Raw genomic sequence first — 25,509 nt, 5'->3', positions numbered from 1 at the left:
TGGCAGTTGATGAAGTGGGATGCATATGAATGATCAGCCACTGGCTTATTTCATTACGTTTACTGTGTATGGTACCTTCCTGCAGGGTGACTGGCGACTGTGGCGGTCTCGGCGCAAAGGTTCTCAGCCTCCTCAGCCATCACTGGAACATTGGCACCGCGATCGTCTCAAACACGACATCATTCTGCTCGGCAAACCGCAACGATCGGCCGTCGAGAATGAAATTGCACGACTTTGCGATTTCCGAAAATGGAAACTCTGGATAGCCAACGCCCGCAGTAATCATGTCCACGTTGTTGTTTCCGTTTCAGAACAGGCTGGTGCCAGAGTCCGAGATCAAATCAAAGCCAACTGCACGCGAGTCCTCAGGCAGGGTTTGCCTGTTTTCGTTGATCGACCTGTGTGGTCTGTCGGCGGGGATTGGAAATGTATCAATTCAGAGAGCGAATTAGAACAGGCAGTAATATACGCGGGCGAAGTTCAGGATCGAAAAGACAGAGATCATCAGTAGCAAAATTAGCCGCAGGGCGTTAGCCTAATGGCACTTACTTTAGATCAGTGTGTTTCAATTTCTCTGGGGGCTTTTTTCTTTTTTCGAAATGGTCTCTCTTTGAACGTTTGGCGTAGCATTCTCTTTTTACGCTTCGGTTGGCAGCGCGATTGGGTAGTTTATCTTTGGTCGCGTAGAACAGTGCTCGCTCGAAGGATTCACGCCATGATTCTGGCTCAGTGTGCAGGTGCTTCAACAGGAACGTTTGGAATGTTGTCCAGGTTCGCTTAAAGCTCATCCGCCGCGGAGCAACCTGATTCAGTTCAGCTGCCTGTCTGCGGAATTGACCAACTAAATTGTAGGCGACCACTGACGTATACAGCTCTTTCAAAAACGTGTCTACCTTCTTGGCGCGAATGTTCTCGGTGTCTAATACGACCTTCAAGTTACGGATATCAACTTCGACATTGACCCTTTGATTGTAGAGGTTGCCCAGGGTGGCAGCGTCTTGCGGCAGGCTGGTAACGCAATACAGCGTCAAGGTTTCATTGACGATGATTTCGTGCAAAACAACAGCCAGCGAAGCGTCCCTGGGGAGCCCGGGTTGTGTTTTACGGTTTTTGGGGGGTCGGAGTCCACTGGTGTTGGTAGGTCTTATGTTTTGGGCTTTGCGATACGAGTTTTGCTTTGGCTCGAAGTGACTCAAAGTTTAACTTCTTCATGCGTAGAAAAAAATCATGCCCCAGGAGTTGTGCCTGGTAAGCAACGCCAAAGATCCCAAATCCTGCATCAGCCATGATGATCGATTCGTCTGGCAGGCAGTGCATGCCATTTCGGGCAAGTTCCGTTTCGGAAACCGCTTCAGGTCCATACATGGCCCCCAGCTGTGGCAGCAAGGCACATCCACTACTGAGTTCGTGAAAAACGGTCAGATTGACAACAGGCCAGACACTTTCACCGTGCTGATTTGAGGCGGGCGGAAATTTCGTTTGTAATTCTTTTTCCGGTGCTAATGTGATCGTGGTTCCATCGAGTAAAAATATTTGACGACCGTCCAGCAGGGTTTCAGATTGCCCGACGATGGCACGAGTGATTTCATTGGAAAACCATTTCACAACATCCAACGGCAGTTCGCTGCGAGCCCGGCTGTATGCTGCACTGTTGGACGAGAGTGTACCCTGGCTTAATCGTTTGTTTTCAGGAAGGTAGTCAGGTTGATTTTCAATCAGATGCTTCACCGCCGCTTCGAGTGAGGCATCTGGTTTGAGGCGTTGAAAAATCAACATCCACAGCACAACGCAGGCGGTATAGATTGCATTGGGTCGCCTGGGATGCAGCTGATCGGCTTGGCGTAAGTCCACCAAATCTTTAAGTTGTTCGAAGGCACGATCGAATTCAAGAATCTGTTCCGGTGATTGTTTCACTGCGTGGTTACTCCTGGCAAATTGGCAGTCTATTTTCAAGAATAGAATCCTGCGCAAATCCCATACCAAACGGCAGGGGTAACCAACTTAATTTAAAGTAAGTGCCATTAGGCGTTAGCCCCGGTTATCGTCGAGGTGGAAAAAATGATCCCCAATGTCAATCAATTCCGACCAGCCACAAACATCGGCAATAGGCGTTCATACTCAAGGTAGTAATTGCCATTTTAGAAAACATTGATAGATTGATACCAATGAAATTCGAATTTGTTAAAGCGATTAACTTAGCGGTAATGCATTGCCAGTTAGTTGTCTCTATATTTCATTACACTGAATTAGGATTAATTTATGAAACGCGATATGAATCTGATCCGTGAGCTGCTTTTGTTCTACGAGAGTGATTGCACACTGCCATATCCCGACGCTCGTAGTGATGTGATTGATCAGCACATTATTTGGTTGATTGAGGCTGATCTTATTGCCGGACGCCTCGCTGACTCATCTCCCATTGGTAGCCCAAGGCGTTTCTTCCCAGTAGACGGCCGAGAGTTTGAAAATAATGGCCATTCATGTCTGTATTTTCCACTAACATGGAACGGTTGTGAATTTATAGCTGCCGCGAGAGACAATACACGATGGAGAAATGCCCTCAGTGTTGTCGGAGGTTTCACATTTGAAGTCATAAAAACATATCTGCAGGACCTCATCGTGGAGTCGGTTCCCGGTTTGCAGAGTTGACCAGAACGTGTTTCTAAATTCGAAGGGGGCTTTTCAAATCGGGACACAACCGGGGCTAAGGCCCTGCGGCTAATGATTACTAATGCCTGGCGTCTGATATGGTGGGATAGTGAGGCATGATCAACCGCTGGCTTATTTCATTACGTTTACTGTTTACGGTACCTTTCTGCAGGGAGAATGGCGACTGCGGCGAATCTGAAAAGGTTCCAGGAACCGATTGTCTGGTCTGGCTGATGCCCACAGTATGTCACAAAGAGCGAACATGAAAACGCGAGCCGAGTATGATGCTAATCTGAAACAACTGTTGGGTTTCGCTATTGAGCGTGTGGTCTATTTCGAACTCGACTACCAGAATGGCAGTCCCTGCTTTCGTGGCTATCCCGAGACAGGACATTTCCTGGATTTCGGAGTCGAGCTGATTGACGCCACGGGACGAACTGTGTGCCTCACCTGGGATGGCACTTTTTTTCAATACGGAATGGGCGTGTTCGTGGATGTTCCGTCTGCTGACGTGCTTGCGGGACTCTCATACGATGTGACGAACGATCCGGAATGGACACCCTTTCTTCGGCGGAAAATCGTCGCTGTCGATAGCTATTGGACAGGGGTCTTTGACAGCATGGCCCCCGACGCCACGGAGACTTCCTATCCACAAGACATACGAATCACCTTCGATAACAATCGCAGCCTCTATCTGTCGGCGGCCCAGTTTCTGAATGATTCCGGTGAACTCTTCGGTATGTCGGACAATGTACTGATTATCTTCCACGACGAAGTGGCACAGAAACACAAACTGGGACCATGGGCAGTCGGGTGAGTAATTCGCTATGAACACATGATCTGAAAAAGTTCCCAGGAACCGATTTCTGTTCATAAAGTAATCGTAAAAACATCAATTCCCGCTTGGTTCCTGCCCTGGAGTTTTAGTATCTTGTAAAGCCCTCTACTAAAACTGCGTTTCACTGCGGACAAAATAATAATCAGCTCTGAGGAGAACCGATGGCGGCGAGGAACTTTAAGCCGGTGAAAACAGGCGTCATTGGACTGGGTCGGTTTGGACGATTGCATGCATTGACGTTAGCGCGGCTGGCAGAAGCGGAACTGGTGGGAGTAGTAGCGCGTCGGCAGGAGAGCCTTGCTGCCCTCAGCAAAGAACTACCCGATGTGCCCGGGTGGACGACTCTGACTCAGGCGATTGAAGAGTCTGACGCAGAGGCGTGGGTTGTCGCCTGTACGACGCAGTCACATGTGACTGTCGCGCGAGAACTGCTCGAACGCGACAAAGTGGTGCTGTTGGAAAAGCCGATTGCAGAGAGTCTGGAAGAAGCGAAAAGCCTTGCTCCGCTGGTGAAGCCCGATTCCAGTAACCTGATGCTGGGACACATCGTGCTGTTCAACAGCGAGTATCAAGAGTTGCGGGATGTGGCACGCGAACGTGGCCCGATTTCTTATATTGATTGTGTACGACATCGACCGGCGAGCATTGTTGAGAACTTTCCGGGTGAGAATCCGTTACATGCTGCGATGGTGCATGACCTGTACGCGACGCAGGTGTTACTGGATCGCGCGGAACCGGATCATTTCAGTGCACAATTTCATCGAACATCCACAGGCGACATCGATCTGGCTCTGGCACAACTCAAGTGGAACGGCGGTCCAGTGGCAGCGTTTGCTGCCTCGTATTTAACTCCCGCAGGGATGCCGCCGCGCGGGTTTGACAGAATGGAAGTGTTTGGTGTGGGCTGGTCTGCGCGCATAGAACCGAACCCACGACCGATCTCTGTCTGGGACAACGCAGCCTCCTGGCCTCTGGCGTTGGAAGTGCGTGCCAACCCACCGAGTGGAATGATGGCTGAGGAATTGCGTTGCTTCTGTCGGGTTGTGCGTAACCTGGAAGCAGTCCCTACCGGAGCAACCTACTCAGATGCGATGCAGGTACAACGCTGGATGGAGAAACTGAACGCGTTTGTCTAACCAGTACCATGGCGATTCATTTTCCAGAGACGTAAAAGGAATCGGGACGACTGACAATTTTTAACAGAAAACATCAGCGGCAAGGCGTAAGCCGCGGTTCATGCATTTCTCGAGATAAGAACCGGGGCTAATTCCCTGCGGCTAATAGTCTTTTACTGGCAGTGTCCTGATCACATTGTCCGGCTGCCCTGTTTACATCGCATTTCCAGCGAACGGGAGAACCCGACGCTGTCCGACATGTAGGTCACGTTATCCTTTTACCCCATATTCTGGACGTTATTCTTACGCCGGTTCGATACTCTCAATGGTTTTCTCACCATGAAAAAACCGCCTCTCATCGAAAATGAGAGGCGGGTCTTACTTATTTCTTTTTGCCTTTCAGATCAAAATCGATCTCGTTCACTCCCTCTGTTACGGTAGCCGTTAAGGTACTTGCTGCGCCGTAAGAGTCAGGAACAAGACTTTCCTGAGGCAACTCGGGATCATCTCCATAGTGAAACACACGGACGATATAATCGCCGATGGCTGCACCGGAAGTGTCTCCATACATGAGTGTAAATTTACCCTCTTCGTCTGTGCCTCCTGAAGCGGAAACGGCTTGAAATTTAGGTTCAAAAATAACCGATGCTCCTGATACAGGCTTACCGTCGATGGTGACAGTGCCACTGACTTGAGCCAACGGAGGAATTTCCTTACCAGATCCACAACCAACAACAAAGAAAGTCATTATCAATACGACCCAGGCATCGCGAAGGATCGTCTTACTAAATAGCAAATTATAAAGTGATCTCATTGCTTGGTCCCTTAAACTCGTTCTCAATGATAAAAGAATGGTTCAGAGAACGAGTCTTCCAGTGAAGAAGAATTAATAATCTGTCAGGTCGATTTTAAGTCGCTATAAAATCATTAAGAAATCAGTTCAAGCACTCTCAAGTGGAATGATGATTTCCACCATTAAAATTCTGAAACGATTTCACCTCCGTCAATACTGACTAAGGCCCTGACCGTTGCTAAATCAACATTTTCACTGATGAAGCGAACAGCACCATCCCCCATCAGGATATGCATACCACCAACATGCGCGCTGCCAGCACGGAAAGCATACACGTAATCGTATTGAGTGGTCCCACTCACATAATTCACATTGATTCCATATGCACCAGGTGCAATACCTTGAGTGTAAGTCCATTGGTTCCATAAGGGACCATAGCTGGAACTGGTCTTGCGCAGAGGCGTTTCACACATAAACATCGTGTTACTGGTACCGTCTTTGATATGATTGATAATCGCAGCGCCATTCGTACCAAAGGCACCTTTAGCTGCTGTATTGCTCGAAGTATAATTCACCCTGAAGTTGTTGTCATAAGTATGCACGGCAAACGCGTAGCTTGTTCGTTTCCCGTTGATTCTGGCATAAGCTCCTGAGGAAACATTGGGAACGGGATTGGGCACATCACTGGGACAGACAAACACGGGCAATTCCACATCCGTGTTTGTCGGGTTGGTATTTCCTGTCATGACCGGATTACTGCCGGAATAACTTGAGGGCCCCATGGGTATACTGAAATTCAACTTATTATAAATGTTTGCCTGATCCAGATACGGAAGCAGTAACAGATGCCCCGTGATATTCCGGATCGTCAATGCGGGATCCAGCGGATTCCCACTCGAATCGACCCCATGCACGGCCGCTGTGTCTGTCACTCCCGGCATAACCACCTTTGGTGGCAGAACATTATGCGTATCATGGTAGTTATGAATTGCCAGGCCGATTTGTTTCAGATTATTTTTGCAGGTACTTCTGTGAGCTGCTTCACGCGCCTGCTGCACTGCTGGTAACAGGAGAGCAATTAGAATCGCAATGATGGCAATCACCACCAGCAATTCGATCAGAGTAAACCCCCGTTTTCGCTTGAGAGAATGAGACATTCAAAACTCCTTAAAAAATAAAATAAATTTTGATGAACTACAAGAGTTCTATGATTTCTGCCTTAAAATCCTCCACGGATGCATGAATTGAGCGCTGGAGGCAGAACAGATAAATCTAGATTAAAGGAGATATGTAAAACTTATTAAATCACAGCAAAATCGATGCCACATTACCAGCGATGCTAATTGTCATGCCATTCCAGAGATTTTGGCGCGCGTTCTCGCTCCTGGGAATTGATCGCTGCTTTCGGCAACAAAACGCAGGCGCTCATCGCCCCAACGTGAAATCAGAACAGGAGGCTACATCGCGTTGCCGGCGATCCAGGCTGTGGTCCAGGCGTTTTGGAAGTTGAAGCCGCCGGTGATGCCGTCGATGTCTCAATGGTGCCAGAGTCCGAGATCAAATCAAAGCCAACTGCACACGAGTTCTGCACCAAGATTGGCCTGTGTTCCAGGATCGCCCCGTCTGGACCGTCGGCGGCGACTGACAATGTATCAATTCCGAAAATGAACTGGAACAGGTCATCCTGTATGCGTCAGAAGCCCAGGATCGAAAAACCAGAGACATCCAATAACAATTAGAAAAATCAGCCGCACGGCGTTAGCCGCGGTTAGCGTCGATTGGTAACAGGGCGGCCTTCACGTATAAAATTACCGAACAGGCAGTAGACTAATCATTCTCAATCGAATAGGGACCACTCTATGAAACGCGACAGGAGTCTGCTCCGTGAACTGGCTTTTGTTTTAAGAGAGCGATTGCGCGCTGCCTTAATCAGACGACTGATAGCATTTCTAATTTTGACAGTCTTTTAGTCATCATTGTCCAACCGGGGCTAAGGCCCTGCGGCTAATGGCTCTCACTGACATTGCCCTGGTAACATTGTCTGGCTGGTCTTTTTCGCATCCAGCTACATCGCGTGGCCGGCGATCCAGGCTGTGGTCCAGGCGTTTTGAAAATTGAAGCCTCCCGTGATGCCGTCGATGTCCAGTATTTCGCCGGCGAAATGGAGGCCCGGGCAGATGCGACTTTCCATCGTGCGGAAATCGACTTCTTTCAGATTCACGCCGCCACAGGTTACGAACTCTTCCTTGAAGACACCCTTGCCGGCCACCTGGAATTCGCCGGCTGATAATTCGGTCACGAGTGCCTGAGCTCCCTTTTTGGAAAGTTCCGCCCAGCGAACGGGTTGCGAGCCGAGACTGTGATCGACGAGCGATTTCCATAACCGTTTAGGTAACGGCCAGGGGGACACTGCATCGACTGTTTTTTTGGGATGCGCCGCTTTGAAGGAATTCAGTTGTGAGCGAATCTCCTCGGCACGGGAACCCGCCAGCCAGTTGATGCGGAGTGTGGCGTTGTAACTGGAATCGTGCAGTTCCCGGGCCGCCCAGGCGGACAGCTTCAACACGGCAGGACCACTCAACCCCCAATGCGTGACAAGAATCGGTCCCGACTGTTGGAACGTCTTGGAGTCGGCGACTAACTGACAGTTTACGTGTTCCACCGCAACGCCGGGCAGGTCTTTGATTCGTGGATCGTCAACTTTAAAAGTGAATAACGAGGGGACCGGCGGAACGATCTGATGCCCGAGGCTGTTCGTTAATTCGAAACCGGCGCGGCTGCCGCCGGTCGCCAGGAGAATGCGGTCCGCCTGCAGTGTTTCGCCCGAGTGCAGAGTGACCAGAAAGTGTGAGTCTGTTTTCTGAATCGACGACACGTTGGCGCGCAGACGAGTCATCACTCCCGCGTCTTTCGCTGCACCTTGCAGACAATCGACGATGGTCGCGGAATCATCGGTCGTGGGAAACATGCGGCCGTCAGGCTCTGTTTTGGTCTCAACGCCTCGCGACTCAAACCAGCTGATCGTGTCGGACGGCTGAAACCTGCTGAAGGGACCCCGCAACGCTTTCCCGCCGCGCGGATAGCTGTTGACGAGTTCGCGAGGTTCAAAGCAACTGTGAGTCAGGTTGCAGCGACCTCCGCCGGAAACGCGGACCTTCGCCAATACAGACGCAGCTGCTTCGAGGATCGTCACGTTGTGACCGTTTTCGGCAGCCGCAATCGCTCCGAAGAATCCCGCTGCGCCGCCACCAATCACAATCACTTTCAATTTCTTCGCCTCGGGTGAAATGCCAGAATACGCGACCGACATCGTGTGGTCAAAAAACTCAGCCGAACGAAAAGCCTCTACGGATTTTTAACTTGCGGCAGATCAGAGTCTAGCATTTCAACCGCTTGATTTCACCTATGTGGCTTCCCTCTTTCCGTGTTTTCCATGACGCCTCGGAATCTGCTTGTTTCGCCGGGTGGCTGGTAGTAGGATGATGGGATAGATCTAATCGCGCACGATTTTGATATTCATTTTGATAAAGGCATGTCGTTTGACGAAATAAAGAACCAGGGTCAATTAAGTAGGGGATCCCCATGTCAAAGTTGAAAACCCAAAAGAACGATGCCAGCGTTGACCAGTTTCTTGCCGGGATTAAAGACGAACAGCAACGCACCGACTGCCAGGCTCTGCTGAAGTTGATGCAGGGGCTGACGGGAGAACCGGCCGTCATGTGGGGAAAGACCAAGGTTGGCTTTGGCAGTTTTCACTACCGGGGGAAAACGTCCGAGGGAGACTGGTTCCACGTCGGTTTCTCTCCGCGTAAACAGGACCTGGTCCTCTACCTGCACTGCGAACTGGAGAAGCAGGCCGCGTTGCTGGAAAAACTGGGAAAGCATCAGATCGGCAAGTCCTGTCTCTATATCAATAAGCTGGCAGACGCGCACCTGCCCACGCTCAAGAAGCTGATCACGAAGGCCTACAAATCCCCGGCGATTGCGGGTGCCACTATCGACTAGACTGTTGCAGGAATAAAAAAGCAGTCCGATTCGAATTTTACCGCCCGTTTTTCCATTGATGATAGTGCTGCGTTCCCCGCCCGGCACGGGTGTGTGCGTCTGTGTTCCGATCCCAGCGGCCCTGGGTCTCGTTGACGTTTTCGCCCGACTGATAGGTCAGTTGATCAGCGGACGTCCATTCTTCGATCCATTCTTCATCGTAATACAGGGGGATGCCCAGCATCCATTTGACCATTTGCGTGGTCATCAGGCAGGCCCCGAGCAGCAGCAGCATGACGATTGCCAGAATCGGCAGCAGCGGCCCAAGGTGGCAGATGCGTTCCATGAACGGCCAGATCTTCGGCCAGCCCAGCAGCACCAGCAGTGCGCCCAGACTGAGATACGGCCCGAACGGGATTTCGCGCGACTGTTTGAAGAAGATCGAAACGGCGACAACTCCCAGGGCACACAGAGGCGAAATGACAAACACGGTCACCGTGGCCTGCCAGCCGAGAAAGCTGCCGATCACCGCCATGAGAATCACATCACCGAAGCCCATCGCCTCCTGACGCAGCGTCCATTGGCCGATAATGCGGACGGCCCAGACCACGCCGCCCCCTACGACCAGGCCGACCAGGCTGACGGCCAGTCCGTGCAGATGCGGATACAGGTTGACCCACTGAGGCACTTTTTCGACGACGAAGGCACTGCGATACTGTTCGGGAAAATAGATGCCCAGCAACCGCACGACCGAGGGTTCCTGAAACCAGACCGGCACCAGGTAGAGCAGGCCGAATGCAAACGAGCCGATGACGCCGATAAACATGGCGGGCATCGTCGCGCCATCGGGAATGATTTTGAGATCGAAGTCGATGAACGTCGCGACCATTAACGATTCGATGAGTACCAGATGGAAGGCATACCGCAGGTTGAGCAGCATGACCGGCGTCATCCAGGAATTCACTGCCAGCGGATCGGGGGCGTAGAGTGAAAACAGGCCGCTCTGTTGCAGGGTCGCCTGACTACTCAACGGAACTTCCGCCAGATACAGGAGCACAAAGATTACGCCGTTCAACAGTTCGACGAGCGCTTCCCGCTGAGTACGCCGATAAGGAAATGTTGAGTGAGACGAGCGTGTCAGATAGACGCCGATAATGGGAAGATGATAGCGGGACCAGAGATGGCGCAGACGCCGACCGACGCGTCGCCAGGCAGGGCCGACCCGTTCTTCGCGGGGAATCTCTTCGATGCAGAGATTGACGATTCGTCCCAGGCATGTTCCCAGCAGAAACAGCAGCACGAGTAGAAAATAAGGATTGATGCCAAACGGAGTCATAGATGTTGAAACTTTCGTCGTGCCTTACGAGGGGGAATCCAGAGCGGAAATGATTTCATCGACGATTTGTGTCACCGATTTATCATCGGTTTGAATAATCATGGTGGCGGCTTCGCGATACAGGGGTTCGCGCTGTTCGAGCAGGTGTTGTATTTCTTCGCGTTGTGAAGCGCGCGTGGTCAAAGCAGGTCGGCGGCTGCCGGTAGTCGCATCCTGGTTGATCCGCTCTTCGAGTTTTTCCACACTGGCATTCAGCCAGACCACCGGACCGGCTTTTTGCATATCACTTCGCGTGTCTGCATTCAGAATTGCCCCGCCTCCGGCAGCGATGATGAGTGACTCCCGGGAAAGCAGATCCTGCATGACGGCCCGTTCGAGCTGGCGAAAATGCGGTTCTCCTTCGTCGGCAAAGATCTCGGTGATCGATTTTCCGGCGCGGCGTTCGATTTCGTCGTCGGCGTCGATCCAGTCTGCATGTTGCCTGGCGGCCAGGGGTGCGGCGATGCTGCTTTTGCCACTTCCCCGATAGCCGATCAATGTGATTACCGTCATGCCAGGCTCCCTACAGTTTTCCGACCGCGGAAATCCCTTTTCGCAGGGTATTCCGCATGACTTCCAGCGGGGCTTCTTTGCCGGTAAACAGTTTGTACTGGGCAGCTGCCTGGCGCACGAACATTTCAATTCCCGAAACCGTTTTGCAGCCCCGCTCGCGTGCCTGCTTGAGGAGCAGCGTGTTTTCCGGATTGTAAACGGTATCGAAAACCAGCATCTCTTCCTGCATGAAGTTCTGCGCGAAGGGGGTGTCGTTCACGTTGGGATACATGCCCACCGCGGTGCCGTTCACGAGAATGTCATAACGACCGCTGCCCCGGTTTTCCCAGGTGCAATGATTGCAGCCCAGATCTTTCGCCAGTTGTTCTCCGCGGGTACGACTCCGGTTGGAGATCGTCAGGACGCCACCCGCTGCAACAATGCCTGCACCAATGGCCCGTGACACACCGCCGGCCCCCAGCAGCAGTACCTGCTTGCCGTTAATCGGATCTGCTGTGGCTTTGCCCTGGGGATCGAGTCCCAGGCGAATGCTGTCGAGGGCGGCATCGTAGTCGGTATTGCGGGCCTGCCAGGCCTTTTTATCGTCTTTGAAGAGTGTATTGGCGACTCCCATTTTTTTCGAAGCTTCATCGGCTTCATCGGCCAGTTCCAGGGCGCCGGCTTTGTGGGGAATCGTCACGCTGTATCCCTGGACGTTGAGCCATTCGAATTCTTTGAGTGTTTCCTTGAGCCGGTCTTTGGGAATCCGGAACGGCAGGTAAACCGCATCAAGCTTGTCATGTTTGAAAGCGAGGTTATGAATCAGCGGACTCAAGCTGTGCGCGATCGGATCGCCGATAACGCCATAGACGGGGGTCTCGGGACCGATTTCATCATAGCGGTAAATTCGCGACATTTCCGAGAAAGCCAGCTGACCGGGGGCCAGTTCCCGCTCGCGGCTGAAGGTGGCATAGGTGAAGGGGGAACCATATTTCCCGCAGAGGATGCGACTGATCACGCCGTACTCGCCCATGCAGAACCCGATGGTGGGCACCTTGGCATTGGCGACCAGTTGCAGCATGCGGACCGAATCGCCGGGCGAATTGGCCATGGTGACCAGCTTGACAATATCCGGATCCTTTTTACACATCGCAGCGTGGATCTCTTCGAGGTCGTCGGGTGTTTCATCGAAATTGTGATGACTGATAATGCGTTTGGTTTTGCCGTAGCGGGGAATCGTCCCGGCGATGTCGTCTTCAATGTCGACGTATTCAACTTCAGAAACGATGGCGGTTCGCAGCAGCGCCTGCCGCTGTTCTTCCGTTTTATTCCAGCGGCCCTTGTCTTCCGGGCGACGGCAGGTGATGACCACCGGCGTCGGCCTGTCTTTGATCAGACGGTTTACATCGGGAGTCCGGGCGATCCAGTCCAGCCGCAGTTCTACCAGTTCCGCCCCTTTTTCCGCGAGGGAGCGGTGTTCCATCATTACCATTTTGTGTCGGGTTCGACCGATGCTGACACAAATCATTGAATCACTTCAGCTTTCTATAAGGAGCCGGACTGTCTGCGAACGTGACGTTTTAATGCAGGTTCCTGACAGGCGGACGTATGCACAACAGAGAGAGCGACCAGTGTACCCAATTTCTGACGCTGACTCAAACAAGAGCCTGTCTGTGAGATCCGTTTATTATAGCGAATCATCGTCGATTTCTACCGGTGATGTCATTCTGGATGGAGATGCCATTCAGAATGCACTGAAATCCCACCCGCGCCCCTTCCGATTACAGGGGCTGGAGGGATGGTGTGGATTCTAAAACGGGATTGACTTAATATAACGAACGTTATATAACGGTCGTTACATTAACAGTTCCAATCTGATTTCCAGGGAGAAACGTGATGAGTCAAGTGAGTGAAGAGGTCGTACACGGCCAGGGATATGACTGTTTTGCAGCGGGGCCCATGGAGAGCTGGATGCGGTTTCGTCTGTCGCCTCCCGAGACGCCGCTGCCGACGCGGGGAAAATATTTTCTGCGGAAGTATCTGAATTCTGATGGGCTGGAGATGTCGATCAATACGTTGCCCGCGGGTCGTGAGATGCCTTTCGTGCATCGGCACAAGGAGAACGATGAGATTTATTTCGTGATTCAGGGGCAGGGACAGTTCCAGGCGGGCACAGATGTGTTCGACGTCTCTGAGGGATTCTTCATCCGACTTTCGCCGGAAGTGCCCCGGGTCTGGAGAAACAATTCGGAAGAGCCGTTATACTATCTGGTAATCCAGTACCGCGCCGACAGTTGTGTGACCGGCACCATTCAGGATGGCGAACGCCTGGAGGATTACCCGATAGCCTGGAAAGCAGAATCTGATCATGACGCCCCCCACGGACCGTAAAACCCGCTCCCGCAAAAACATTCTGAACGCCGCCCTGCGGATGTTTAAGCGTCAGGGTTATGTGGGGAGTGGCGTGGACGGGATCATGGAAGAAGCGGGGATGACTTCGGGCGCGTTTTACGGGCACTTCGATTCGAAAACCGATGTGCTGGGCGCAGCGCTGGTGCAGTCGTTCATTGAAGACCAGGCAGCCATGGACGGGGCGCTCAGCGAAAGCGAAACTCCGGAGCAACTGATCGAAATCATGCAGCGGTACCTGTCGAGCAAACATTGCGAGCATGTGGAGGAGGGCTGTTCGATCCCTCCTCTGCTGTCCGATCTGGGCCGCGCCGATGAGGAAACGAAAGCGCAGTTCGAAGAAGTCATCCAGTGGATGGTCGCGCAATTCGAAGACCGCTCACAGAACGAATTTTCGCGACAGGAAATTCTCTCGACGCTGGCGCTTTGTTTTGGGGGCCTGTCCCTGGCGCGGGCCGTCAAGTCCCCTGCCCTGGCGCGACAGATTCTCTCCGCGTGTCGCAAGAATTTACCGATTCAGAAGAAAGTATAAGCTTCAATATTTATGAAGTTCAATCAACGGTCATGATTTTCCAGAAAACGCTAGTCATTTCCCAAGGAAAACAATTCAAATCATGAACACAATCGAATTCATTAAAGTCGGACTGGAAGAGAGCAAAAACTGGACATGCAGACTTCTCGACGATATGCGAGAAACTCCATTTGTTGAACCGACGCCTCGTGGCGGGAATCACCCCCTCTGGGTTCTGGGACATTTGATTGTAAACGAATCTGTACTACTGGATGAGTGGATTCAGGGAAAACCGAATCGCTTCCCAGAATATACAGATCTATTCGGCTACGGCTCTACTCCTGTTGCTGATCCGTCAAAGTATCCTGCATACGACGAGATACGTCCCCGCTTTGATGAAATCCGCCAGGATACTCTGGCATTTCTGGATCAGCTTTCTGAAGATGATCTGGACAAGCCAAGCTACTGTGTGAAGGACCCGTTTTGTAAAACTGTCGGTAATTGTTTCCAGTCGATGATTCTGCACACCATGAGCCACTCGGGGAATGTTACTGATTCTCGTCGCGCTGTGGGAAAACCTCCGCTCCTGTCTTGATTTTTCTCAGCTGAAAAGGGACTTCTAATGCCTTTCAGGTACAGGAAGTTTGTACCCTGCCTGATTCTCTCTTTTACACGAATGCCAGCAGTAATTCTCTAGTGTCATTCTGGTGGGAAGCATTGTATAATAAGCATAACAAAAAGATTGCTTTTCTCTTTCTGCCAACGCATCAATTAAGGATTGGCTCTCACCATGTTTGCATTCAGCTCGATTCTGTTGACACTTTCCATCGGCGCCCTGCCCGACGCACAGCCCACGACCGTTCAGATTCGCGAAACGGTACAGCGCGGCATTCCCTACATTGAAGAAAAGGGGCTGTGGTGGATTGAAGAAAAGAAATGCGTCACCTGCCATCGTGTTGGTAACATGGTCTGGAGCCTGCAGGCCGCGAAACGGAGTGGCTTTACTGTCAGTGAGCGCCTGGCGGAATGGAGGCAGTGGTCGATCGACAAGTCGCTTGCGGAAAACGACAAAGGGAAGATCACCGGTCTGGGCAATAAAGAAGGTGTGGCTCAGCTGCTGTTGAGCCCCGATCCGAATTTAGCGGACTCCGAACAGACAGAACTCCGCAAGAAACTGGCGGCGATTTTACTGGAAGAACAACGGCCCGATGGTTCCTGGAAAGCGGGCGGCCAGCTCCCGTTTCAAAAACGACCCGCCGCCGAAACAGACGCTGTTTCCACCATGTGGCTGACGCTGGCGCTGCTCGCTGAGGGAAAAAACGAAACTCGTGTTCCTGTGGTAGCGAACGCCCTGAAATTCATCCAGGCAACTCCACCAGGTAATAGTGTCGAATGGTATGCTGTCCGTTTACTGCTGGCTGTCCAGACGGGAGAGACCGAAGTGCGGGACCAGTTGGTGAAGCAGCTCCGCAGCCAGCAACATCCGGACGGCGGCTGGGGCTGGATGATCGCCGACAACAGCGATGCCCTGGGAACGGGCCTGGCTTTATACGCGCTCGTCTCGGCAGGCGTCGATCGAAACGATCCTGCCATCAAAGGGGCGCAACAGTTTCTGGTGAGCACGCAACGCGACGATGGTTCGTGGCCTGTGCGGGGAACCAAGGAAAAGAGAAAAGCGAGCATCCAGGAGACCGCCGTCTATTGGGGGACGACCTGGGCGGTCATCGGGCTGGTGGAGAGTTTGCCGCGGTAACTGCTTTTCTGAAACATTCTGCTCGCTTGGCCCGGTAGACTATTTTCTACCACGCAAGACACGAAAACACACGAAAGGGATGAGCCTGAACGTCTACATTGGAAAATCGCTGGAGAGTAAGCGGCGGGTGGCACCGAATGTAATTCGGTGTTGGCGCAGACAACAGGAGGTGGCGGTGTGAACTTGAGCTTGTGAGGAAGCGCGACTCATTTTAACTGCGGTTGAATCTATACTTAACCCGGATCTGGAGGAAACGCGAGATCTGCAACCTCCTGCTCGCTCCGCTCGGCCCGAATTACATTCGGGCCCACTCACATTTTTCTTTCGGGTGGTTTCGTGTTTTTTTTTGGTAGAAAATTCAAATTCGAAAAATTCAGCCACTCCCGTTGTGGTGTGGATCAGTTACTCCAGGTTCCAGGCGGTCATGTCATCCAGTAACAGTGTGTTGCCTTTCATGATGAAGCGGTAGCCGGTTTTGTTGACGTCGAGTGAAGGGTGCCGACCTTCCACGTTTAAACCATTGTCCAGTTGGGCAATGACTCGATCTCCCTGCATTTCCAGTTGCAGTGTGTACCACTTGCCCGGTTCCAGAGTGCCTTTGGCCTGTGCCAGGGTGATCGGTTTCGACTTGGGGTCTTTCTTGTTTTTATCGGTCCGCAGCGTCATGCCTGATTCGTCGAGGATGACGCGAAACAGATGCCCTTTGGGATGATTCAGGCTCAGATGAAAAAAGTCGGCGTCTTTCAACTGGAACGAACAACGGATAATCGAATTACGATGTGGCAGCTTCCAGGTCAAAACAGCCGCGTGTTTATCGGCTTTCAGTTCCTTGCCGGTCAGCACGCCGTCCGAAACCGTCCACTCTCCCTTCGCAGCGGCCCATTGTTTGCTGAGTTTGGGTTTGTCAAAGGAGTCAACAGCCGTCGGTTCACCGGTCTTACCCAGTACCGGTTTGATGTCCGAATTTTTCTCCGCCTGGAGCAGAGCGGGAATCAGTAATGTCAAAGCGAGACAGAAGCAGGAAACATGTTTCAACATGAGCGGAACCACTTTCTTGAAGTGAGTTGATCTGAAGGGGATAAACAACCGACTCCAGTTTAACAATCCGATCACCACAAGGGTTAACGAAATCTGGAAAACTTTTCTGCGACATTCTGGCGTTTTACTGACAAGAGGCGGACTAATTATTTTTCTACCACGAAAGGCACGAAAATACACGAAATGCATTGATTCGCTGCCAGTTTCTGTTGTCTGCGATAAGGCCGGATTGCATCCGGGACGACCCGATTTTCTTTCACATGAGCCGTACGGCGTTAGCCGCAGTTTCTGCGATTTCGTTTGGCCGTGCCGAGTATAGTAGCAGCCCCGTTTCGAATTGAACGTAATAGCTGCGACCTCCTGCTCGCTCCGCTCGCCCCGGATTACATCCGGGGTCACCCACTGTCTGGCTTTCGTGTCGTTTTGTGTTTTTCGTGGTAGTAAAAACAGGAAAGTCGGGAGACCGTCAGATCAACTCGTCGATCGGTTCGCGGATGTCGAGCATGTAATGCGGGCGGCCGGCGAAGTCGGGGACGGTGGTCGTCATGGGGTCGATGCCCAACTGGCGGTAAAGCGTGGCGAAGACGTTCTGATAATGCAAAGGGCGGTCCTGGGGGACTTCGCCGAGTCGGTTGGTGGAACCGATGACCTGCCCCATCCGCATGCCGCCACCGGCGAGCAGTGCACAGGAGGCTTGCGGCCAGTGATCGCGGCCTGCGTTGTCGTTGATGCGGGGCGTGCGTCCGAATTCGCCCCAGGCGATCACGCTGACGTCATCCTGCAGTCCGCGGTTGTGCAGATCTTCAACGAGAGCGGTGATGCCCTGATCGAGTTTATTCAGTTGCAGAGGCAGGCGGGCGAAGTTGGAATGATGCCGATCCCAGCTGCCGAACGAGAGCGTGACACAACGGACGCCTGCTTCGACCAGGCGACGAGCCATCAGGAACTGATCCAGCCAGTGCGGGCCGGCGTCTTCCCCGAAGGCGGGCGAGTCATTGCCTCTGCCATAACGGTCGCGGAGCGCGGGATCTTCTTTTTCCAGATCCATGGCTTCGACCAGTTTGCTGGAAGTGAGGACATCGAAGGCCCGCTGCGAGTAGGCGTCCAGTCCCTCGTAAGCGTTGTCGGCGGAGTTGCGGAACGCGTCAAAGCTGTTCAGCAATGCCTGGCGATCGCGGAGCCGCTCGAGTGAGATGCCCTGCAGACGCATGTTGTCCATGCCTTCGCCCGTCGGCTGCATCGGGGCGTGGGGTTTTCCCAGGAAACCGGGGAAGCCGGGATTGCCGTACGGTTCGTGGCGACTGGGGATGCTGAGACCGACGAACGGGGGAACTGCCCGGTCGACAGGGCCCTGCACTTTAGAAAGAACCGCGCCCAGGGAAGGATGACCCGACTGCCGACCGTCACCATTGATGGGCCAGCCACTCATGCAGAGATCGGACGCATGCTGATCGGGGCAGCCATGCAATGAGCGGATGATGGCGAACTTGTCCATCATCTTCGCCAGGCGGGGCATGTGTTCGCAGATCTGGATGCCGGGTACGTTCGTGTCGATGGGACGGAATTCGCCACGAATTTCCGAGGGGGCGTCCATCTTCAAGTCGTACATATCCTGATGCGAAGGGCCGCCGGACAGGAAGATCATGATGATGGCTTTGTGCCCCAGTGATCTGGCGGGCGTTGCGACTTGCGCTTCGGCCTGCAGGATCTGGGGAAGCGAAAGTCCGCCCAGGGCCAGGCCGCCGATCTTGAGGAACTGCCTGCGCGAGCCGTCACACTGTCGTTGTGGTGAGCCGGGGATCGAGAGCATCGTGTTCTACTCCAAAAAGGGCGGGACGGTAGTTCTGTCTGGCCGGTCGTTGTTGTTTCCCTGCGGACCGGCCTGGGTGAGTGGCGTCATTGTACCGGTCGCAAAACGCCTCGGCAAGCAGATTTGTCAGGCGTGAGACAGGGAAGCGGACGATTTTTGAAAACTAAATGATGTTAAGATTTCTGGATTTGAGGGAATGTCCGTCCGTGCCGAGTGATCAGGGGCAGCCCTGTTTCGAATTGAACGTTACAGCTGCGACCTCCTGCTCGCTCTGCTCGCCCCGGATTGCATCCGGTGGCACCCTTTCTTTTGCATGAGCTGTACGGCGCTAGCCGCGGTTTCTGCAGGCTGGGAGACAACCGGAGCAAACGCTCTGCGGCTAATTGGGTTTTGCGGATGAGACGGACTGGGATTGATTGAACGCGGCAGCTGCGACCTCCTGCTCGCTCCGCTCGGCCCGGATTACATCCGGGCTTACCCGATTTTACTTTCGTGTCATTTCGAGTTTTTCGTGGTAGGAAATTCCAGTTCGAGTGGTTCATCGGTTCCCGATGTGGGGTGAAACCGGTGCGAACCATGGCAGGCGGGTGGACACATGGGTACCACCCCTACGCCTTGGCAGGTCGGTAACATAAAACTTTAATCTGCGATTGCCCTGACAGTTTCCTGTTGTCTGCGACAACCCCGGATTGCATCCGGGGGCACCCTTTCTTTCACATGAGTCGTATAGCGTTAGTCGCGGTTTCTGCAGATCGGGAGACAACCGGAGCTAACGCTCTGCGGCTAATCTGGAATGTTCTACGGTGAATAGTAATGACACCTTTTGAACTTCCAGTGGTGCAGGATTTTCATCTGCGGGGGGTGGGAGCCGATCTTTATAATTTGTGGTGAATCACGTCAGGGAACCGTGAGCCACGATCTGGCTTGTGAGGCTGTGCCGAATGGATATAGGAATCCCGGTTCCGGGTGGTGCGTGGTAGCTGCGACCTCCTGCTCGCTGCGCTCGGCCCGAATTATATTCGGGCTTACCCCTGCATCAGGAGCGGGAACTGGTTTTTCGGGCAGCGTCAGGCAAGCGAGCTGTGCCACCGGCATGAGAGGACGTTGAGTTATGTTCGTTGTTGTAGTGTTCAATCTGCTTTTCTATCCGGGGTGTCTGGTGACTGTGATACCGTTGCATGGTGAACTATTTTCTGTAGAGGCGCGGGGGCGTCAAGGGGGGATGAACCGAATCGGGTGGCGATCTGCGTTGATACAGGGACGATGCTGGTGTGAACAGTGGCGGTTCCGGGGTGAAAGACTGCGAAGTGTGGCGACCCGCAGGCATACATTCGGAACAGGTGCTGTTCTGCGAACTGCTTATCTGGAAAAAAGGGGCTGTTTTATAGTGATGACTGCGAACAAGTGGCCCGTGTTTCAGTGCACTGTAAACTGGGCACGCGCGCGACCCAAAACAACGCTTATCGCTGTTGGCGTGGCGGGGTCAAGTCCAGTTTTTTCAGTAAGACACGTTTCAGCCCATGCGACCGAACTGGCGATCGAGCTCGGCGTGACTGAGAACCAGCGCAGAAGGGCGACCATGTGGACAGTGGTGGGCATCGTCAATCAGGTGCCTTTGTTCCAGCAGGCTGTAGATTTCTTCCTGCGTCAGTCGCTGGCCGGCTTTGATGGCGGCTTTGCAGGACATCATTGTGATCAGGTCATCCAGCAGATCGCGACGCGACGGCTGTTTGGCGTTGTCGAGATTGTCGGCGATGTCGCGGACCAGCTGTTCCAGATTGACCTTCTTGAGCATGACGGGATAACTGGTGATCAGCAGCGTGTTGCCACCAAATTCTTCAATGCCGAGACCGAAGCTGTTGAGCATTTCGGCGTGATCCAGCAGGAGCGCCGCCTCTTTGCCGCTCATTTCGAGGGTCAGCGGGACGAGCAGCTTCTGTGCTTCGACCGACTGCGCGAGGACGCGTTTGCGGAAGTACTCGTACATGATGCGTTCGTGCAGCGCGTGCTGATCGATGATGGTCAGCGCGCCTTTGTTCTCGACGACGATGTAGCAGTTCAAAACCTGAATCGGTCGCAGGTCAGAGGTCGCGACGTCCGCAAATTTGTCTGCGGGCCGATCGATGTCGGGGACGACCAGGTCGGCGGGTTCGTTTTCAGTTTCGGGCAATTCGACGGGCGACTGTTCCCGGTTCTGCTGGAAGTGGGAGAGGGGAATCGCGTCGGCGGCAGTAAAGGGAGCGGCGAGATCCGATGTGGGAGAAACCGACCGGGGCGCCGAGCTGATTTTGATGTCCGAGAGGTTATCGTGGACCTGGTTGAGCTGTTCTTTGGCCCAACTGGTCAGTTCCATCTGCGTCTGTTTCTGCTCGGGGGTGAGTGGTGGCGGCGGTGCTGTGACATCGAAGTCGGCTTTTTTGCCGAGCGACATCTGCGACTGCAGGTCCATGCTGAGAAACTGGCTGCGGAGCGTCGAAAGCAACTGGCGATACAGATGCTGCCCATCGCGGAAGCGGACTTCCGATTTGGTGGGATGCACGTTGACATCGACCTGGGAGGCGGGCATGTCGAGATAGAGGAACGAGATCGGCTGGCGTCCGACCATCAGCAGCCCGCGGTAGGCTTCGGTCAACGCATGCTGCAGCGTACGATCCTGAATCCAGCGACCGTTGAGGAACAGGTACTGCCCTTTGCGGGTCGATTTGTTCTCGCTGGGATGCGAGACGTAGCCCCAGATGCGGATGTCGTCGACTTCCGAATCGACCCAGATCAGTTGCTCGGCGAGTTTGCTGCCATAAAACAGGCGGAGGCGATCGAGCAGATTATCGGAGGGAGGCAGATCGAAGATGACTTTGTTGTTGTGCCTGAGAACCATGTAGAGCCGCGGATGTGCGAGGGCGGCGCGGGTAAACTGCTCGCTGATGTGGCCGAACTCGGTTTTGGTGGTTTTCAGAAACTTGCGGCGTACGGGTGTGTTGGCGAACAGCTGTCGGACCTCAATCGCTGTCCCCAATGGACAGCCGCACGGCTGAGGTTTGCCGGGAATTCCGGTTTTGACTTCGAATTCGAGCCCCTGACTCTGGTCGGCGGTACGCGTGCGAATACGGAAGTGGCTGACTTCGGAAATCGAGGCGAGGGCTTCTCCCCGGAAGCCCATCGTCTGCACGCTGAACAGATCGTCGGCGGTAGAGATTTTGCTGGTCGCATTGCTGGCAACGGCGAGCAGCAGGTCGTCGGGATGAATGCCTTCGCCGTTATCGACGACGCGGATCAGGTCGGCACCGCCGTTCATGATATCGACTTCGATGCGGGTGGCGAGAGCGTCGATGCTGTTATCGAGGAGTTCCTTGACCGCGCTGGCGGGTCGTTCAATCACTTCGCCGGCGGCAATTTTGTTGATGACGCTGGTATCGAGTTGATGAATGCGGGAAATGGATTCCACGACGGCTTTCCGTTCCATTGGCTGATCAGTCCGACTGATGAATTAGTTCTGGACTAAGTCCAGTTTTACTGTAGCGTCTCCAAGAACATTCGAGACGAGTATATTAGATTGAACGACACTCTGGTTAAATGTGAGACGCTCTGACTTGTTTTTAACGGTTCCGAGGCAGAATCGCAAGAAAGAGCGTTTGAGAGGAGTGACTGTGCTGAACACAAGATACAAAAATCTACAAAGGCTGATTGCCCCAGCGTTGATGAATATCGTGCCTGATTCCCAGATGATCACAGATGCGGCCCGACATGAAGTCGACCAGATCATGGATGGTGACCGGGTTATGATAAAAGCCGGGGGCAGCCGGCATGACGATGGCGCCGGCCTGTGTGAGCTTGACCATGTTTTCCAGCGGGATGAGACCCAGGGGCGTTTCACGGGCGAGCAGAATCAGTTTACGGCGTTCTTTGAGATGGACGTCGGCGGCGCGGTGAATGAGGTTGCCACAGGCCCCGGAGGCGATACTTCCCAGGGTTCCCATCGAACAGGGACAGATCACCATGCCATCGGTCAGAAAGGAACCACTGGCGATGCCCGCGGAGAAATCTTTGTAGTGATGATAAATGAGGGCCCCCTGCTTGAGATCGGAATCGCCGAGTACGGAACTGAGGGCGAAGTCTTCACTGTGGGTGGGCTTGATCTTGCGGATGACGCTGTCATCGGGTTGACCGGCGGGATCGGTGAGGAGCTGTGTGGGGTCGAAATTTTCCAGATCGATTTTCAGGCCGAGCTCATGTTTGAGAACCTGCGCAGCAGAGGCGCTGATGGTGAGATGCACGGTGCGTCCGGCGGCCATCAGAACTTCGATCAGACGGACGGCATAAATGGCACCACTGGCACCGGTCATGGCGACGACGACATTGGACATGAGGGGACCTCACAATCTTTGCTGGAACGTTATTTTGAAACTGCTGGTTTGACGCCGGTATACAGTGTGGCGATGCCAAACGTGAGCGGATACCAGCGTGTGCCTTCCAGCCCGCATTCATCCATGAGGTCTGCTAATGCTTTACCATAAGGAAATTCAGAAACGGACTCGGGCAGATAGTTATAGGCGGACTGTCTGTTGCGGGCGAGTAATTGTCCCATTTTTGGAAGAATATGTCGAAAATAAAACTGATAACAGGAGCGAAACAGTGGATTGGTGGGCATGGAGAATTCGAGGACGGCCACCTGACCGCCGGGCTGACAGACGCGGATCATTTCTTTGAGTCCCCGTCGGGTGTCGGCGACATTTCTCAGGCCGAAGGCGACAGAGACGATCTGAAACTGGTTGTCGGCGAAGGGAAGTTCCTGGGTGTCGGCTTCCAGAAAGGTGAGATGGCTGCTGGTATTCTTTTTCAACGCCAGCTGCAGCATTTCATGTGTGAAGTCGGCTCCGACGACCTGCGTTTTGCCGCCTGCTTTTTTGAGATAGGAAAGGGCAAGGTCTCCGGTGCCAGTACAGACATCGAGGATGGGAGCCTGTCCTGCAGGTGCGACTTTCCGCACGGTGCGCCAGCGCCAGTAATAGTCGACGCCGCCCGAGAGGAAGTGGTTCATGAAATCGTAGCGGGGAGCGATTTCGCCAAACATCTGCTGCACACGGGAGCCGGTTTTATCAACATTCATAACTTCAGGATCGTTTCTTATTTTCAGGACAGGCCGAGTTCGCTCAGACGGCTCTGGACGCGTTCTAACATTTCAGCGGGCATCTTCAAGGCAGAAGGCCATTCACGGGGGTGCCCTTCTGACGGTGTTTTCCGTGTGGCATCGAGACCGAGTTTATGGCCGATGCCCTGGATGGCTGCGCTGTGATCGTCATCATCGCCGGGCCCTTCCGAGTGAATCAGATCGCGGCCCGGATTGAGATTCGTGCTGACGCGATACCAGACCTGCTGTTCGTCGTGCACGTTGACATCGTCATCGACGACGACGATCAGCTTCAATGATAATAGACTTTCCAGACTCCACAATGCATTGACCACCCGGCGGGCCTGTTGAGGATAGGATTTGTGAATGCTGACGAACATCAGATAACGGCCTGCGCCGGCAGCGGGAAAATGGATGTCGACCAGCTCGGGGACCATCAGCTTCAACAGGGGGAGAAAAATACGTTCGGTGGCTTGAGCGAAAAAACCGGCTTCTGCGGGAGGCCCCGCCGGGATCAACGCATGCCAGATGGGATTGGCACGATGGGTGACGGCGGACAGATTCAGAGGCATCACTTTTTCAGCCGGGCTGTAGTAGCCGGTGGTATTCGCGACGGGACCGACATCGACCGGATCAGAAGCAGGATCGATAAAACCTTCCATCACGATTTCGGCCTGCGCAGGGACATCGATTTCGATGGAGCGGGCTCTAACCAGTTCCAGCGCATTGTTGCGAAGAAAGCCGCCAAAGGCATAGGGGTCTGTCATTTTCGGCAGTGGTGCATGTGCCGTATAGAGGCCGACGGGATCACCGCCAATCACGATGGCGACGGGCAGTTGATGACCGCGGGCATGGAATTTCTGCAGAAGCTGATAACCGGCGTCATGCTGACTCCAGCGGATCGCCAGTTGCTGATTCGAGATGACCTGAATGGGCCGGGCGTTGACGAAGCGGGCCTTGGTTTCAGGGTCGAACGTAATGATCTGGGCGGCGGTGATCGTGGGAAATTGTTCTTCTGGCCAGCAGGTCAGCAGCGGGAATTCGCTGAGGTTGACATCGCGGCCGAGCTTGACCACCTGCTGACAGCTGGCGGTTTTCACGATGCGGGGCTTGATATTGACCAGTTGCGAGAACTGCGGAATCATTTTCAGTGAATCGAGCCAGCCTTCGGGCAGATCGGGAGAGAGGAGCCCGGCGACACGGTCGGCGATGGAGTCGAGCGAATCGGTATGCAGGATCTGCAGCATTCGGGGGAGACTGCCATAGAGATTGGTCAGCACGGGAATTTTGTGTCCGGCGACCTGATCGAACAGCAGTGCGGGTGCGGAGTTGGTTGGACTGGTTTTGACAACCTGTTCGGTGATGGCAGCAATTTCGAGCTGCGTCTCTACCGGGGATGAGATCCGGACGAGCAGCCCTGCTTCTTCAAAGTTGCTGACGAATTCCGCCAGATGGTCCGCATGCATCATTATGTTGTTGTTCATAGAAATTCGGAATGGCATAGATTACAGTCAGGAATCATAACCGATTCATTACTGTCAACAAATGATCGTGGCTGTGAACCTCTCAGATTATTACGATCTCAAGCCTGTCGCCGCCAATTAAGCCCCGGAAATG

22 protein-coding genes and 1 pseudogene are annotated in these 25,509 nt (G+C 53.4%); 10 read left to right on the top strand and 13 right to left on the bottom strand.

Features of this window, described 5'->3' with window-relative positions; translation table 11 throughout:
- Positions 1–25 precede the first annotated feature (25 nt).
- The gene (locus GmarT_RS05065) at positions 26–511 is read left to right on the top strand and encodes a hypothetical protein (RefSeq protein WP_002646390.1); all 486 of its coding nucleotides are present in this window, start codon (positions 26–28) and stop codon (positions 509–511) included.
- Positions 512–545: 34 nt separating this feature from the next.
- Here GmarT_RS05065 and GmarT_RS05060 read toward each other — a convergent pair.
- Positions 546–1,914 (bottom strand): annotated as a pseudogene (locus GmarT_RS05060) (IS4 family transposase).
- 345 nt (positions 1,915–2,259) lie between these two features.
- Here GmarT_RS05060 and GmarT_RS05055 point away from each other — a divergent pair.
- The 3 genes from GmarT_RS05055 to GmarT_RS05045 all read left to right on the top strand — a co-directional run bounded on the left by GmarT_RS05055 (position 2,260) and on the right by GmarT_RS05045 (position 4,623).
- Positions 2,260–2,649, top strand: a complete 390-nt coding sequence (locus tag GmarT_RS05055; RefSeq protein WP_002646392.1) for a DUF2513 domain-containing protein — start codon at positions 2,260–2,262, stop codon at positions 2,647–2,649.
- A 262-nt stretch (positions 2,650–2,911) separates the two neighbouring features.
- Positions 2,912–3,466 carry a hypothetical protein gene (locus GmarT_RS05050; protein ID WP_002646394.1) on the top strand — a complete coding sequence of 185 codons (555 nt, stop codon included), beginning with the start codon at positions 2,912–2,914 and terminating at the stop codon, positions 3,464–3,466.
- A 182-nt stretch (positions 3,467–3,648) separates the two neighbouring features.
- Positions 3,649–4,623 carry a Gfo/Idh/MocA family protein gene (locus tag GmarT_RS05045; RefSeq protein ID WP_081459481.1) on the top strand — a complete coding sequence of 325 codons (975 nt, stop codon included), beginning with the start codon at positions 3,649–3,651 and terminating at the stop codon, positions 4,621–4,623.
- Between the two features lie 361 nt (positions 4,624–4,984).
- Here GmarT_RS05045 and GmarT_RS05040 read toward each other — a convergent pair whose 3' ends face one another.
- The 3 genes from GmarT_RS05040 to GmarT_RS05020 form a co-directional block, all read right to left on the bottom strand.
- The gene (locus tag GmarT_RS05040) at positions 4,985–5,416 is read right to left on the bottom strand and encodes a carboxypeptidase-like regulatory domain-containing protein (RefSeq protein ID WP_149302461.1); all 432 of its coding nucleotides are present in this window, start codon (positions 5,414–5,416) and stop codon (positions 4,985–4,987) included.
- Positions 5,417–5,577: 161 nt separating this feature from the next.
- Positions 5,578–6,552 carry a DUF1559 domain-containing protein gene (locus GmarT_RS05035; protein ID WP_002646397.1) on the bottom strand — a complete coding sequence of 325 codons (975 nt, stop codon included), beginning with the start codon at positions 6,550–6,552 and terminating at the stop codon, positions 5,578–5,580.
- 908 nt (positions 6,553–7,460) lie between these two features.
- Positions 7,461–8,705 carry a BaiN/RdsA family NAD(P)/FAD-dependent oxidoreductase gene (locus GmarT_RS05020; protein ID WP_002646399.1) on the bottom strand — a complete coding sequence of 415 codons (1,245 nt, stop codon included), beginning with the start codon at positions 8,703–8,705 and terminating at the stop codon, positions 7,461–7,463.
- A gap of 272 nt (positions 8,706–8,977) precedes the next feature.
- Here GmarT_RS05020 and GmarT_RS05015 point away from each other — a divergent pair, with 272 nt between their 5' ends.
- Positions 8,978–9,400 (top strand): DUF1801 domain-containing protein, encoded by a 423-nt coding sequence (locus tag GmarT_RS05015; protein ID WP_002646400.1) that lies wholly within the window; start codon positions 8,978–8,980, stop codon positions 9,398–9,400.
- A gap of 37 nt (positions 9,401–9,437) precedes the next feature.
- Here GmarT_RS05015 and GmarT_RS05010 read toward each other — a convergent pair whose 3' ends face one another.
- From GmarT_RS05010 to aroE, 3 genes are read right to left on the bottom strand one after another with little or no spacing between them, the layout of a single operon-like run.
- Positions 9,438–10,715, bottom strand: a complete 1,278-nt coding sequence (locus GmarT_RS05010) for a prepilin peptidase (protein ID WP_002646401.1) — start codon at positions 10,713–10,715, stop codon at positions 9,438–9,440.
- Positions 10,716–10,739: 24 nt separating this feature from the next.
- The gene (locus GmarT_RS05005) at positions 10,740–11,267 is read right to left on the bottom strand and encodes a shikimate kinase (RefSeq protein ID WP_002646402.1); all 528 of its coding nucleotides are present in this window, start codon (positions 11,265–11,267) and stop codon (positions 10,740–10,742) included.
- Positions 11,268–11,277: 10 nt separating this feature from the next.
- Positions 11,278–12,774 carry a shikimate dehydrogenase gene (aroE, locus tag GmarT_RS05000; protein WP_002646403.1) on the bottom strand — a complete coding sequence of 499 codons (1,497 nt, stop codon included), beginning with the start codon at positions 12,772–12,774 and terminating at the stop codon, positions 11,278–11,280.
- A 145-nt stretch (positions 12,775–12,919) separates the two neighbouring features.
- Here aroE and GmarT_RS29390 point away from each other — a divergent pair, with 145 nt between their 5' ends.
- From GmarT_RS29390 to GmarT_RS04980, 5 genes are all read left to right on the top strand, one after another.
- Positions 12,920–13,060: a hypothetical protein gene (locus tag GmarT_RS29390; RefSeq protein ID WP_155367927.1), complete on the top strand. Its 141-nt coding sequence runs from the start codon at positions 12,920–12,922 to the stop codon at positions 13,058–13,060.
- Positions 13,061–13,142: 82 nt separating this feature from the next.
- Positions 13,143–13,637 (top strand): cupin domain-containing protein, encoded by a 495-nt coding sequence (locus GmarT_RS04995; RefSeq protein WP_002646404.1) that lies wholly within the window; start codon positions 13,143–13,145, stop codon positions 13,635–13,637.
- Positions 13,615–14,187, top strand: a complete 573-nt coding sequence (locus tag GmarT_RS04990; RefSeq protein ID WP_002646405.1) for a TetR/AcrR family transcriptional regulator — start codon at positions 13,615–13,617, stop codon at positions 14,185–14,187. Before GmarT_RS04995 ends, GmarT_RS04990 begins: the two co-directional genes overlap by 23 nt.
- Positions 14,188–14,269: 82 nt before the next feature.
- A complete protein-coding gene (locus tag GmarT_RS04985) occupies positions 14,270–14,761 on the top strand; it encodes a DinB family protein (RefSeq protein ID WP_002646406.1) in 492 nt (163 codons plus the stop codon).
- Between the two features lie 195 nt (positions 14,762–14,956).
- Positions 14,957–15,919 carry a prenyltransferase/squalene oxidase repeat-containing protein gene (locus GmarT_RS04980; protein ID WP_002646407.1) on the top strand — a complete coding sequence of 321 codons (963 nt, stop codon included), beginning with the start codon at positions 14,957–14,959 and terminating at the stop codon, positions 15,917–15,919.
- A 402-nt stretch (positions 15,920–16,321) separates the two neighbouring features.
- On the opposite strand, the gene GmarT_RS04975 is transcribed toward GmarT_RS04980, so the two are convergent.
- From GmarT_RS04975 to GmarT_RS04945, 6 genes are all read right to left on the bottom strand, one after another.
- Positions 16,322–16,957, bottom strand: coding sequence for a hypothetical protein (locus tag GmarT_RS04975; RefSeq protein ID WP_002646408.1), 636 nt, complete (start codon positions 16,955–16,957; stop codon positions 16,322–16,324).
- Between the two features lie 466 nt (positions 16,958–17,423).
- The gene (locus GmarT_RS04970; protein ID WP_002646410.1) at positions 17,424–18,767 is read right to left on the bottom strand and encodes a DUF1501 domain-containing protein; all 1,344 of its coding nucleotides are present in this window, start codon (positions 18,765–18,767) and stop codon (positions 17,424–17,426) included.
- 1,513 nt (positions 18,768–20,280) lie between these two features.
- On the bottom strand, positions 20,281–22,227 hold the full coding sequence (gene mutL, locus GmarT_RS04960) for a DNA mismatch repair endonuclease MutL (RefSeq protein ID WP_002646412.1): 1,947 nt from the start codon (positions 22,225–22,227) through the stop codon (positions 20,281–20,283).
- A gap of 208 nt (positions 22,228–22,435) precedes the next feature.
- Positions 22,436–23,128 carry a UbiX family flavin prenyltransferase gene (locus GmarT_RS04955; RefSeq protein ID WP_002646413.1) on the bottom strand — a complete coding sequence of 231 codons (693 nt, stop codon included), beginning with the start codon at positions 23,126–23,128 and terminating at the stop codon, positions 22,436–22,438.
- Between the two features lie 29 nt (positions 23,129–23,157).
- Positions 23,158–23,871, bottom strand: coding sequence for a bifunctional demethylmenaquinone methyltransferase/2-methoxy-6-polyprenyl-1,4-benzoquinol methylase UbiE (gene ubiE, locus GmarT_RS04950; protein WP_002646414.1), 714 nt, complete (start codon positions 23,869–23,871; stop codon positions 23,158–23,160).
- 23 nt (positions 23,872–23,894) lie between these two features.
- On the bottom strand, positions 23,895–25,376 hold the full coding sequence (locus GmarT_RS04945) for a UbiD family decarboxylase (RefSeq protein WP_157158942.1): 1,482 nt from the start codon (positions 25,374–25,376) through the stop codon (positions 23,895–23,897).
- Positions 25,377–25,509 lie beyond the last annotated feature (133 nt).

It is taken from the genome of Gimesia maris (genome assembly GCF_008298035.1).
GTDB lineage: Bacteria > Planctomycetota > Planctomycetia > Planctomycetales > Planctomycetaceae > Gimesia > Gimesia maris.
The sequence above is the reverse complement of the archived record's forward strand: the minus strand, read 5'-3'. Positions and strand labels throughout refer to the sequence as shown.